The sequence below is a fragment of the Paenibacillus sp. FSL W7-1088 genome, from assembly GCF_037969855.1.
In the GTDB taxonomy this organism is placed as follows: Bacteria; Bacillota; Bacilli; order Paenibacillales; family Paenibacillaceae; genus Paenibacillus.
Genome location: NZ_CP150216.1, coordinates 3,096,579 through 3,109,423 on the forward strand (window position 1 = coordinate 3,096,579; position 12,845 = coordinate 3,109,423).

The following is a 12,845-nucleotide window of genomic DNA, read 5'->3' on the forward strand; positions in this document are numbered from 1 at the left end:
TCATCCGTAAGGGACGAAGAAGCCGTGGTACCACCCTAATTAGAAACGGTTCTGCTGATTGAATACAGCCGATCTGTTTCTCACTTTGACCTTTTAACGCAAGGAACGGATTGTCCTAGAAGCTATATCCATGAGGAGCAGCTCTTCAGCAATCGGCTCGGGAGTGAACTTCGGCGGCGTGTTCCTTTCGGGTGCTCTCAGTCTTCGGCACCGCGTCCCTGTAATGAACGATAACTCCGCGTACTCTTTCCGTCATAGCCTGTATGAATATTGATATTCTGTTCTGTAGTTCATGATGCACGTTATGAATTGAAGTTATACTAGCATCTCATGTTACTTATCTGCAAGAAGCTGAATTAATGCCATGCATCAATAACGCTTTACCGTGGCGCATTAAGCATCCACTTCCAGTCTTCTGTGAGATTTACTAATATCTCCATGGGAATAGTATTCGCAAGGGTTTGCCATTCGAAGTATAATATAAGGTAATATAAGTGAATTCAAGTGAATGAGAATAAGAGGAGAAGTTATGAATAAAACGATTTCGGATATCGCCCAAATGGCAGGCGTGGCGAAGAGCACCGTCTCTCGTTTCCTGAATGGTGGTTCTGTTAGTGACGATACACGGCAGAAAATTGAGCGCATTATTAAACAATACAATTACGTACCCAATACGTTTGCACAGAGTCTCAAGGCCAAAAGAACCAGCATTATTGGAACGGTTGTGCCTCGTCTGGATTCCTTTGCAACCTCTCAGACATTGATAGGTATCGATGAAGAATTAAGAAATAATCAGTATCAGATGCTGATCGCGAATACGAGCCAGGATATGCAGCGCGAGATTGATGCCATATATGACTTTGCCAGACAGAAGGTATCCGGCATTATTCTGCTTGCCGCAGAAGTAACGGACGCACATCTCAAAGCCGTTGAAGACATCGGAATTCCGGTGCTATTGGTAGGGCAGCAGCATGAACATCTGCACAGTCTGGTTCATAATGATGATCAGGCGGGGTATGAGATGGGTAAGCATGTTGTGGAAAAGGGCCATCGAAAAATCGTCTATATTGGCGTTACCGAGAGAGATCAGGCGGTGGGTATCCATCGCAAACAGGGGTTCAAGCGTGCGATTGACGAATGTGGCGGATGTGATGTGACGTATTATGAGACAAGCTTCAAAATGTCCGAGGCTATCATTACCGCAGAAGCGATTTTGAAAGAAAGCAAACCGACCATTATTGTGGGCGCAACAGATAACATCGCACTGGGTGTGATGAAGATTGCTTTTTCCAATAAGATACAAATTCCTCAGGATTTATCGGTTACCGGATTTGGCGGTTATGAAATTACCGAGATGATTCATCCTACACTAACGACCGTAAAATATCATTATTTCGAGGCAGGTCAAGTGGCGGCCCAACACATTATTCGTCTGGTACAAGGCGAGCCAGTGGAGCAGTGCACGATTCTTGATGTGGAGATTATTCCACGAGAAAGCGTTGACAAGATATAAATGAATCCTTTATGATAATTCCATCGAACCGGTTCCACACTGGATGCCAATACGGATATGGGAACAAGGTGGCAGGCGAAAAGCCATATGGAATTATTTTTTTGAGTGTGTTGGAACCGGTTCCTCTATTTTTTTTGGATTTTTAAATAAATTAAATTAAGAGTTACACGATCACGGAGAGGGCAGAAAAAATCTGTAGAAACGTAGTGTTCGCCTTTATCACCGGATTTCACCCTTTAGAAAAGGGATCAAGGAAATCTGGGGATAACAGCGATCGAAAGATGGTTCTGCCATTGAAGTGACCAAGTGTAAATTTTCTTTTTCTAATTTATATTAGCTAGGATGGAGAACACTTTTTATGAAAATGACTAGAGAGCAACGCTACAGACGAATCGAGCAGGCAGAGCCTGGAGAAATAGGCAAGCTGGAAGCTTTGATTTCTGTTTGTCCATGGAGACAGCATTACCATATCCAGCCGATAACCGGACTGCTTAACGATCCTAATGGATTCTCCTATTACCAGGGATATTATCATCTGTTCTATCAGTGGTTCCCACTCGGAACCGAGCATGGATTGAAGTATTGGTACCATACCCGTTCAACGGATCTGGTGCACTGGGAAGAAGTCGGAATTGGAATCCAGCCGGGCGACACATATGACTCACACGGGGCATATTCGGGCAGTGCTATTGAAAAAGATGGCCAGCTCAATCTGCTATACACAGGCAATACAAGAGATGAGAACTGGAACAGGCATCCGTATCAGTGTCTGGCGATTATGGATGAAAGCGGTTCAATAACCAAAGTGCATCAACCTATGATCTCAGAAGTACCTTCTGGCTACACGGAACATTTCAGAGACCCCAAGGTTTGGCAGCAGGGTGACATGTATTATTGCGTGATTGGAGCCCAGCGTGTAGATGAAACGGGATGCACGGTATTATATCGCTCGTCAGATCTCAGAAACTGGACGTTTCTTGGAGAGATTCACACTGGACTACCTAACTTTGGCTACATGTGGGAGTGCCCCGATTATCTGGAGATGCAGGGTCAGGGTGTGCTGATCTTTTCGCCGCAAGGTATAGAGAGTCAGGGAGATGAGTATCACAACATTTTTCAGTCGGGTTATCTGATTGGTGAACCACTGGATCTTCAGACAAGGCACTTCGAACATGGTCCATTTCAGGAGTTGGATCGTGGGTTTGACTTTTATGCCCCGCAGACGATGCAGGCGCCGGATGGAAGACGAATTTTGGTGGGCTGGATGGGACTTCCCGATTTGGAGTATCCGACAGATAAGAGTGGATGGGCACATTGCTTGACGATTCCGCGGCAGTTGTCACTCCGGGAGGGGAAGTTAATTCAGCAGCCAGTTTCTGAAATGGTGAAGCTGCGTGGGAATTCTGAAGGAACTCATATGGAATTCACACTTGATCATGAGACTCGATCTTTCGCAGACTTTGCTGGAATGGCTTATGAATTGGAATGTGAAATCCTTGGTGTTGAGGCAGAGGTTGTAGGCATTGAATTACGGGCGAGTGCAGAAGAGAAGACCGTGGTGCAGTATGATCGGTTGAATCAGAAAGTAATTCTGGATCGCTCGCAATCAGGCGCAACGCTTGCGGAACAGAACGGGAATGTACGGCGCTGCACATTGAATGCAGACGTGCTTAAGTTCCATATCTTTGTGGATTCTTCTTCTGTTGAGATCTTTGTCAATGATGGAGAAGAGGTATTCACTAGCCGTATCTTTCCAAGCAAGGATAGCACAGAGATTCGCTTCTTTGCACATGGAGGCAAGGCAGGATTTCAGGCATCCAAATGGGATTATTAGATATAACGTGAGAGGAATGAAGGACCATGTCGGATAATCAGCAGATTGCCCAGGACGTTATTCGTGCCATCGGGGGCAAAGAAAATATCGCATCATTTGCACACTGTGCAACACGTCTTCGGATCATGGTGAATGACAAGGACAAGATCGATCAGAAGCAGGTCGAGAACATCGACAAAGTCAAAGGGGCCTTTTTCAACTCGGGCCAGTATCAGATCATTTTTGGAACAGGAACAGTGAACCGGATATTTGAAGAGGTTGAGAAGCTGGGCATCGAAGGATCTTCCAAGGAAGACGTGAAGAGTCAGGGCAAAAAGGAAGGTAATGCTTTTCAACGGGCCATTCGCACGTTCGGTGACGTATTTGTACCGATCATCCCTGTGCTTGTAGCAACGGGGCTATTCATGGGTCTGCGCGGGCTGCTCACTCAAAATGAAATTCTATCGCTGTTTGGTGCAACACCGGAGGACATTTCGCCCAATTTCCTGTTATTTACTCAAATCCTGACGGACACGGCATTTGCATTCCTGCCTGCACTCGTAGCCTGGTCTGCGTTCCGCGTGTTTGGCGGTAGTCCAGTTCTCGGTATCGTTTTGGGACTAATGCTTGTGAATCCGGCGCTGCCGAATGCATACGCTGTGGCCGATGGATCAGCACAACCGCTGCATATGTTCGGATTCATACCGGTGGTCGGGTATCAGGGTTCGGTGCTGCCTGCATTCTTCGTCGGATTGATCGGAGCGAAGTTTGAGAAGGTTCTGAGAAGACGCGTACCCGAGGCTCTAGACTTAATTCTGACTCCTTTTATTACGCTGACGGTCATGATTACATTGGGGCTCTTCGCAATTGGTCCGGTATTCCATTCTCTTGAGGAGTGGGTGCTGCATGGGACGACAGCCGTATTGGGACTGCCATTCGGTATTGCGGGCATTATTATTGGTTTCTTCCATCAAATTATTGTTGTTACCGGTGTACATCACATCTTTAACTTTCTGGAGATTCAATTACTGGAGAAAACGGGCTTTAATCCGTTTAACGCGATTATTACATGTGCTATGGCTGCGCAAGGAGCAGCTTGTCTGGCAGTGGGGTTGAAGACCAAAAATACAAAGCTGAAAGCACTCGCACTGCCTTCGTCATTCTCTGCATTTCTAGGGATTACTGAACCTGCGATCTTCGGGGTTAACTTGCGGTATATGAAACCGTTTATCATGGGTCTTGTCGGAGGCGCTGTCGGTGGATTCATCGCGTCCTTGTTCCATTTGCAAGGTACAGGTATGGCGGTGACGGTTATTCCGGGCACCCTGCTGTATCTGAACAGCCAATTGCCTTTGTACATTTTGTCCAACGTGGTAGCCATGGGAATTGCATTTGCACTTACCTGGTTCTTCGGATATAAGGATCAGCCGGTTGCGGAGGAAGTTCCGAGCAATGCAGGAGAAGAGAGCAAGACGGAAGTGCTGTCGCAAAAGTCAAACTCATCTGCCAGCCAGGCTGTTAACTATCGTGCGAGGGTAGCTATGCTGGAGATTGCATCACCCATCACAGGCACAGCGGTTGCTTTGGAGCAGGTTCCTGATCCTGCATTTTCGGAAAAGCATATGGGAGAAGGGATCGCTATTGAGCCTTCTGAGGGCAAAGTATTTGCACCTTTTGACGGCGTCATCGCTCATGTGATGAACAAGAGCAAACATGCCGTAATCCTGGAACATGAAACAGGTGTTCAGATGCTTGTGCATATTGGAATTAATACCGTTGGACTGAAGGGGGAAGGCTTTACCGCATATGTGAATAGCGGAGATACCGTAACTGCAGGACAACTGTTGATTGAATTTGACATGGAAGCGATCCAGGCCGCAGGGTTGCCATTGATTACACCTGTGCTCATCCCGAATGGGAATGATAGAATCGAGCAGGTGATGCCAGCGATGACAGGCCCTGTTCAAGCTAATGGAGAAGCACTAATCGTTGTGAAATTTACTGAACCGCAATAAGCGTAAAACCTTTGAAAAAGACAGGTTGGAAAATGCAAAGAAACCCGGTGTATATCACCAGGGTTTCTTTGCACTTTTATGTATCTTTTCTTACTTAATGGAAGGTGTCAAAAAGAATAATACGTCAGTGCGTATTGCATCAGAAAGGCACGAATGTCGTCCCGGCTTAACATCACATCAGATGTGCTGGCGTGCTCCAGGTTGAAAAGCAAATTGCTGACGGCTTCGTGCAGGAACAGCATGCGTTCATTTCCCCATAGCTCTTGATACTGCTGGATATATTGCTTGACCTGTGACAGCTCCATACCTTTTAAAGCTCTGAACACCGAAGCCCATTTTACCAGATCAGAGGGATGGGAACCTGCAGGCAATTCAAATTCGGCAAAACCATGAACATTCCCGCATGAGATTTTGAACAATCCGCAGTAGCTTGATGCATGTTCCCGCGCTATGAAAGGTAATTTTTGCATATCGTACCGAATAATCTCCATGGAACTAATCCGGGCATCAACACGAATCTCCGGTCGAATTTTCACATCACAACTTGCAATCACACGCTCCAACCTCCATAGGCAAAATCATCTTATTGTTTCTATTTTTTTTGTTATCCTGCGGATTATGTTACGACTGAACACAGTTTAAGTAAAATCAACCGGAATGGATATAAGCCTGATTTTCCGATGTTTGATTTGAAATCCACACATGTAAGCGATTAACAAGAGATATATCTGCGTTTTGGACTCCATTATCTCGATTTTTTCTTCCGCTCATGACAGACCAAGCAACATGCCGCATGACTGCGAAAAGAGGAGATTAGGCAAGAATTGCTCACCTGGATTGTCTGGAATCGATCAGAACGGTGCAGAAATCGCATGCAGTTCAATTGCAGAGATGCAGACAGAGGACTATGATTCGCACATAACGTACTCCAGATGGCATTTGCAGGATCTGATGTGAAGGCGAGGTTGGCGGCAATGGATGAAGCAATGATGGTGGTATCAACAGGACACGGTGAGGCGGGAAAGAATTTTGTGGATGTATTATTGAAAAGGGGATTTGCGGTTGTCGTGCTTGTACACAGCGAAGAGGAGGGGGAACAATTTCAGTCGCTTGGTGCAGTCACCGTGCGTTACATTCAGGAAATGGCATTCCGTAATCAGCTTTCGCCAGAATTTGTAGTGAAACACGCCTTTGTATTTGAAAATAACTTGCCGCAGTGCTGTCAGGACATTGAGCTGTGTCGCAGCTTGTGTCCGCAACAACTCTACGTTGTTTCCGGCAACAGAGCTCCTGTTGGGCTGGTTTATAAAGGTCTGGGAGCGACATATGTCATTCACAGCCGGAGTGGAGATGTCTCATTTTTATTGTGAATCACCTGATCATGGGTTCCTGTCGCCAGTCCGATGAACCGAGTATCAATGAAAAACGTTGTGTCCGGAGCCTGTTGCCCTGGACACAACGTTTCGTGAATTTTTATGTGCTGATTCCTATGTGCTATACATTGAATTGTGAAACCCTATTAGGAAGAGATTCCGACTACACTGGAACCATTCTTCGTTATTTTGTACGTAATGACGTCTCCGCTCCAGAAGTGGAACTTGAGAATAACTTCGCCATTATTCGTTTCGTTGAAGAAGTTTTGTTTCAATTCAATCACGTTGCTGCTATAATTCGGACTGAAAGTGTAGGAAAATTCTTTGAACGAAGTCCAGTTTTGCGGACCTGCGTTTCCGCCACTTGTATAAGTGGCTTCCATGGTGGCCAGCTGATTGCCATTAAAGGTTGTCGGAATCGCAAACGAGCTCGTTGTGCCCGTTACATTGCTCAGTTTAGGCGTATCATACTTGATGATATTCAGGTTCCAGTTTGCGCCTTTGTTGAATTTGACGGTCAGCTTGGCATTAACCCCAAGATTGCCGGACGTGGTCAGTCTGCTTAACAGGCTTGATTTCAATGTGAGCACATCACCACTGATCGTATAATCTGTACCTTGAACAAGAGTTGTGCTGCCATTAGCAAGAGAGCTAAATGTATTGCCATTGAGATTCAATTTTACTGTTTTATCCTGAATTGCAGCCCCTTTTTTCAGATAAACCAGATCGGATTCAGCTGTGGAGGAACGACCAGTCCAGCTTGCTTTCATCGTGTTATACAGATCCGGATCAGACCAGGTGAAGCTGGTACGGCCAAAATGCTGTCCATTATCCCATAACATGGTGGTCATCTGTTTCTGACGCAGGTACTGGCCGATAAATTCAAAGAATTTTAACTTCTCACCTTGCTCAATGACACCTGTGTGCTGATCAAAGCCGAGCAAGCCATACTCACCGACGATTACCGGAATACCTTTGGCTGTGAATGCATTGTACACTCGGTCAAATGTATCGATAATATCCTGCTGCACTTCAGCATTATATTTGGTGTACCCTGCGATATTCACGCTGAATGGCCAGAAACCATAGTAGTGAACGGTAGCGATAATGTTAGGGTCATTTAATTTCGCAATCGTCTGGGATAATGCATCCAGATCTGGTTGAGCGGAAGAGGTATGCATCGTTGGCAGGACCAATGGACGTGTTGCGTTATTTCCCCCCGATGCTCTCACGATGTTATGAAAAGATACATTTAACTCATCCAGCAAAGCGTAAGCAGTAGCGGTATTCGTTGTACCACCTTCCGTGAAGCGTGGTTCATTTACACTTTCGAACATCAGCTTCGTGGATGAGTTTTTGAATTTGTTTGCAATTTGAGTCCAGGCTGAGTTGTAACGAGCAAGAACATTGGCATGGTCATTCTCCATATAGCTGATCCACTGCCATGAATCGTGATGGATATTGATCATGACATACAGATTGGCATCAAGCGCCCAGTTTACAACCTGTTGTACACGATTCATGTAAGCGGTATCAATTGTATAGTTGGGTGCTCCTCCTATATGAGCTTGCCAGGTCACTGGAATACGAATGCTCTTGTAGCCTTGATTAGCAATATTTTGAATCAGCTGCTGAGTGATCAGCGGGTTACCCCAGGCCGTCTCATCTGTACCAACGGCGTCCAGCGAGTTTCCCAGATTCCAGCCCGGTTCCATCGCATTAACATAGGACTGAATATTCGTTGGAGCAGCGGCCGCACTTGCCTGAATAGATTCATCTGTAGCAGCAGAAGCGATGGCGGATGACAACAGGGATAGAATCATTGCCGTTACGATAGTGAGCGAGAGGAACGATCTGCGTTTTTTGTTCATTAACATATTCTCCTTTGTAATGATTATTGTTGAACTAATATAGAGCGCTTACAAAAAAATGAAGATTTAAGCTCGGCATAGAACAGGATTCTGGATAGATTTAAATGGAATCACCACCAAATTAAGTATTGAAAACGTTTTCTGAAATGCAAATATAGCATGATTCATTGAAAGTAAATACCCTCGTAATTAGTACAAAATCCATGTCATAATTAGAGATTAATGGATTATTTTATTCTAAATTCATTCAAATAAATAGCGTTGCATTACATTCGTGGTTAAAGTTAAATAATCTCAGGAGGGGAAATTAAATGAGACTGGATGCGCATCAACATTTCTGGAATTATAATATTCGTGAATATGGTTGGATCGAGGAACACATGAGCGTCATTCGACGATCGTTTCTTCCAGAAGATTTGGAGCCTCTGTTAACCCGTGCAGGGGTATCCGGTTGTATGGCGGTACAGGCTAGACAATCGTTGGAGGAAACCGAATGGCTTCTGGACTTGGCAGAACGGCATGAGTTCATCAGGGGTGTTGTGGGGTGGGTGGATCTGTGTTCTGTAGAAGCTGAGCATCAACTTGAGAAGTATGCATCAAGCCCTTGGCTGAAGGGGGTGCGTCATGTAATACAGGATGAACCGGATGTCCAGTTTGTATTGCGTGACGATTTTCAGCGCGGAATTGCTTTGCTACAGCAATATAATCTGGCCTACGATCTGCTCGTGTCCAAGGAGCAGCTCCCTTATGCTTTAGAGCTGGTTAAGATGTTTCCTGAACAGCGATTTGTACTTGACCATTTGGCGAAGCCCGATATTAAGGCAGGAACGGTTTCCCCTTGGAAGGAAGCGCTATACTCTTTGTCAGAACAACCGAATGTATACTGCAAATTATCTGGAATGATAACGGAAGCCGATTGGACAAACTGGAAACAGGAGGACTTTGCCCCTTATCTGAATATCGCCTTAGAAGCCTTTGGTCCAGATCGGGTGATGTTTGGCTCGGATTGGCCTGTATGTACGGTGGCTGGTACATATGCTCAAGTGCTTGAGATTATCACAAAGCATACTTCTTGCATGTCTGAGGTAGAGAAGCAGATGATATTCGGCGGCACCTGTGCTACCTTTTATCAGTTATCGTGATTGAATTAGACAGCAGACTCAGGCTGCACGATGTTGACAGGTCCCCTAATTCTTGTTAAAGTTTTAACCAATCCGCATAATTGTGATCTGGGAATGTTACCGATATGGGCATAACCTGAGCTGGCTTGTATACACTGCAACGTGTATTCGGGCTGGTTCGGGTTTTTTGTATTTAAGTTGAAAGAACGATTTTACATTGGACACTGCGCTGCCAGAACAATCCTCCGATCGCTGTTATCCCCAGATTTCTGGATTCCCTTTTTAAAGGGAAACCCAGGGATAAAGGCGAAGCGTATGCTTCCGAAGCAGCTTTCTTTCAGAACGCTTTTAGCGTTGCTTCTCCAGATTTTATCTGTCCTCTCCGTTTATGAAGTAAATGTGTAGTTCAACTTAAATACTTTGTCTTATTCATGTTTCATGCGATTGGAGCGGATAACAGAATTACATATTTGGAAGGAGAATACGAATGACTAATTTTAAGTTTCCCAAAGACTTTTTGTGGGGTGGAGCCATTGCTGCCAATCAGGCAGAGGGTGCTTATCTGGAAGATGGCAAAGGGCTGAGCATTGTTGACCTGCTGCCGACAGGAGAGAATCGCAGAAGCATCATGAAGGGTAATGTCCCTGCATTAACCCCGCTGGAAACCGAGTTTTATCCTTCGCATGAAGCGATTGATTTCTATCATCGTTATCCCGAAGACATCGCGCTATTTGCGGAGATGGGATTCAAAGCGCTGCGTGTATCGATTGCCTGGGCACGGATTTTCCCCACCGGAGAAGATGCACAGCCGAATGAAGCGGGTTTGCAATTTTATGATCGATTATTCGATGAACTGTTGAAGCATGGCATCGAGCCTGTAGTAACACTTGCTCACTTCGATGTACCGGTTAATCTGATTGAGAAATATGGCAGCTGGAGAAGCCGTGAGCTGGTGACTCTGTTCGAAACCTACGCGAAAACTGTATTCAGCCGTTATAAGGACAAGGTGAAATACTGGATGACGTTCAACGAAATTAACATGCTGCTGCATCTGCCATTCCTTGGTGCGGGTCTGGTCTTCAAGGATGGTGATCATGTCAAAGAGATTCAGTATCAGGCAGCACACCATCAACTGGTGGCAAGTGCACTGGCGGTTAAAGCCTGTCACGAGATCATCCCGGACGCAATGATCGGCTGTATGCTTGCGGCAGGAAGCTTTTATCCTTATACCTGTAATCCGGAAGATGTGTTCCAGGGCATGGAGAAAGACAGGGAGTCTTACTTCTTCATTGATGTTCAGTCGCGTGGAGAGTACCCAGGCTATGCCAAACGTTTCTTCAAGGATCATGGATTGAATATTGCCATGCAGCCAGGTGATGCGGAAATTCTGAAAAAACATACGGTTGATTATATCGGGTTTAGTTATTATTCAAGTCGTACAACCTCCACAGACCCGGAAGTCGTCAAAAACATGACGAGCGGCAATGTATTTGGTTCTGTAGCCAATCCCTATTTGGCCAAATCGGAGTGGGGCTGGACGATTGATCCCAAAGGCTTCCGTATTACAGCCAATCAGCTGCATGACCGGTATCAAAAACCGCTGTTTGTTGTAGAGAATGGATTTGGAGCCAATGACGTGGTTACCCCTGATGGTGAGGTTGATGATGAATACCGGATTGATTATCTGAAACGCCATGTTGCCGAGATGGGTGAAGCTCTGCAGGACGGTGTAGAGATCATCGGTTATACAAGCTGGGGCCCTATCGATATTGTCAGCGCTTCTTCAGGCGAGATGAGAAAACGCTATGGGTACATCTATGTGGACCGTGACAATGAAGGTAAGGGTGATTTGAAGCGGATCAAGAAAAAGAGCTTCTATTGGTACAAAAATGTAATTCAATCCGATGGCAGCAATTTAGAATCGGAATAAGCAGGGGAAGAGGAGGGATATTCTCCATATCATATCGGAAGGACCACGCTTCATGGAACTTCCGATTGTTCCCTCGTTGAAAGCGTTGACATATGTGTCTCTTCGCGCTATACTTGACGCAATTATATCGTTTTGGGATTGTTACTACTTGAAGTAGGCAAAACCTAAGCACCAAAAAAAGCAGACCGACATGTCTTGTTTATTTTGTGATGCTTCAGGTTTTTTTTGTATGCCCAAAAGGCGATATATGACTGCCAAGAGAGTGGATCGTGACGGGGGGATTGAAGTGAAAATAGCAAAGGTTATCAACAATAACGTCATTAGCATCTATCAAGCGGATGGAGCAGAGCTTGTAGTGATGGGGCGTGGGATTGCCTTTAAGAAAAAGCCGGGGGATAAAGTAGACGAGACCCGCATCCAGAAAGTATTTGCGCTTAAAAACAAGCAGACATCCGACAATTTCAAAATGCTGCTGCGCGAAGTGCCTATGGAACTGATCGAAATTGTGGAAGAAATTATTACCTACGCCAAAGAAAATCTGGGCCGTAACCTGAATGAAAATATTTACGTTTCCCTAACAGATCATATTAACTTTGCGATTGAACGATATCGTGAAGGAGTAGAAATCAAGAATGCACTGATGTGGGAAATCAAACAGCTGTACAAGGCGGAGTTCGGACTGGGTCTGAAAACGCTGGAGCAGATCAAGTCCAGACTTCATATCGAGCTTCCACCGGATGAAGCTGCGTATATTGCCCTGCACATTGTCAATGCGGAGATGAATGAAGAAGTCATTACAACGATGAACATCACGAAGTTTATTCAGCAGATTATTAATATAGCGAAATATCACTTCAAGATGGAATTCGATGAGGAGTCTCTCAGCTATTTTCGCTTCATTACGCATCTGAAGTTCTTCTCCCAGAGGGTATTAAGCGGCACGCATTATGACAATAATTATGACCACTTTTACGACATGATCAAAGAGAAGCACCCGGAAGCGGCGGCATGTACGGAGAAAATCGAAATGTTCGTCAACAAGGAATACAACCATCAGCTTACCAACGAAGAGAAATTGTATCTGACCGTCCACATTGAACGGGTCGTTAATCGATAACAATTAAAATGTTGACAAATTTGGTTAAATCATAATAATATGAGATTAACAGGAATTGAATACGATTTAACTGGGATTGTTACTGGTTATGC

Annotated in this window: 9 protein-coding genes; 7 read left to right on the top strand and 2 right to left on the bottom strand. The window is 45.1% G+C overall.

The window, feature by feature from the left end; genetic code table 11:
* The first annotated feature begins 529 nt into the window (after window positions 1-529).
* The 3 genes from MKY42_RS14215 (at window position 530) to MKY42_RS14225 (ending at window position 5,341) form a co-directional block, all read left to right on the top strand.
* The gene (locus MKY42_RS14215; RefSeq protein WP_090897103.1) at window positions 530-1,513 is read left to right on the top strand and encodes a LacI family DNA-binding transcriptional regulator; all 984 of its coding nucleotides are present in this window, start codon (window positions 530-532) and stop codon (window positions 1,511-1,513) included.
* A gap of 358 nt (window positions 1,514-1,871) precedes the next feature.
* Entirely contained in the window at window positions 1,872-3,347 is a 1,476-nt protein-coding gene (locus MKY42_RS14220; protein ID WP_090897107.1) for a sucrose-6-phosphate hydrolase, read from the top strand.
* A gap of 26 nt (window positions 3,348-3,373) precedes the next feature.
* Window positions 3,374-5,341: a sucrose-specific PTS transporter subunit IIBC gene (locus MKY42_RS14225; protein WP_090897112.1), complete on the top strand. Its 1,968-nt coding sequence runs from the start codon at window positions 3,374-3,376 to the stop codon at window positions 5,339-5,341.
* Window positions 5,342-5,448: 107 nt separating this feature from the next.
* Here the strand turns inward: MKY42_RS14225 and MKY42_RS14230 are convergent, their stop codons facing one another.
* Complete coding sequence (locus MKY42_RS14230; RefSeq protein WP_339851900.1) at window positions 5,449-5,877, bottom strand: hypothetical protein; 429 nt, start codon at window positions 5,875-5,877, stop codon at window positions 5,449-5,451.
* Window positions 5,878-6,315: 438 nt separating this feature from the next.
* Here MKY42_RS14230 and MKY42_RS14235 point away from each other — a divergent pair, with 438 nt between their 5' ends.
* Window positions 6,316-6,711, top strand: a complete 396-nt coding sequence (locus MKY42_RS14235) for a hypothetical protein (protein WP_339851902.1) — start codon at window positions 6,316-6,318, stop codon at window positions 6,709-6,711.
* 149 nt (window positions 6,712-6,860) lie between these two features.
* On the opposite strand, the gene MKY42_RS14240 is transcribed toward MKY42_RS14235, so the two are convergent.
* Window positions 6,861-8,585 carry a cellulase family glycosylhydrolase gene (locus MKY42_RS14240; RefSeq protein WP_179265012.1) on the bottom strand — a complete coding sequence of 575 codons (1,725 nt, stop codon included), beginning with the start codon at window positions 8,583-8,585 and terminating at the stop codon, window positions 6,861-6,863.
* Window positions 8,586-8,896: 311 nt separating this feature from the next.
* On the opposite strand from MKY42_RS14240, the gene MKY42_RS14245 reads away from it, so the two are divergent.
* From MKY42_RS14245 to MKY42_RS14255, 3 genes are all read left to right on the top strand, one after another.
* Complete coding sequence (locus MKY42_RS14245) at window positions 8,897-9,727, top strand: amidohydrolase family protein (RefSeq protein WP_339851905.1); 831 nt, start codon at window positions 8,897-8,899, stop codon at window positions 9,725-9,727.
* 466 nt (window positions 9,728-10,193) lie between these two features.
* Complete coding sequence (locus MKY42_RS14250; protein ID WP_339851908.1) at window positions 10,194-11,636, top strand: 6-phospho-beta-glucosidase; 1,443 nt, start codon at window positions 10,194-10,196, stop codon at window positions 11,634-11,636.
* Window positions 11,637-11,922: 286 nt separating this feature from the next.
* Window positions 11,923-12,753 carry a PRD domain-containing protein gene (locus MKY42_RS14255; RefSeq protein WP_090902232.1) on the top strand — a complete coding sequence of 277 codons (831 nt, stop codon included), beginning with the start codon at window positions 11,923-11,925 and terminating at the stop codon, window positions 12,751-12,753.
* Window positions 12,754-12,845 lie beyond the last annotated feature (92 nt).

Excerpts from the sequence above, each read along its gene's own strand:
- MKY42_RS14215 (WP_090897103.1), top strand. The coding sequence starts at position 530 with ATGAATAAAACGATTTCGGATATCGCCCAAATGGCAGGCGTGGCGAAG.
- MKY42_RS14220 (WP_090897107.1), top strand. The coding sequence starts at position 1,872 with ATGAAAATGACTAGAGAGCAACGCTACAGACGAATCGAGCAGGCAGAG.
- MKY42_RS14225 (WP_090897112.1), top strand. The coding sequence starts at position 3,374 with ATGTCGGATAATCAGCAGATTGCCCAGGACGTTATTCGTGCCATCGGG.
- MKY42_RS14235 (WP_339851902.1), top strand. The coding sequence starts at position 6,316 with ATGGATGAAGCAATGATGGTGGTATCAACAGGACACGGTGAGGCGGGA.
- MKY42_RS14240 (WP_179265012.1), bottom strand. The coding sequence starts at position 8,585 with ATGAACAAAAAACGCAGATCGTTCCTCTCGCTCACTATCGTAACGGCA.
- MKY42_RS14245 (WP_339851905.1), top strand. The coding sequence starts at position 8,897 with ATGAGACTGGATGCGCATCAACATTTCTGGAATTATAATATTCGTGAA.
- MKY42_RS14250 (WP_339851908.1), top strand. The coding sequence starts at position 10,194 with ATGACTAATTTTAAGTTTCCCAAAGACTTTTTGTGGGGTGGAGCCATT.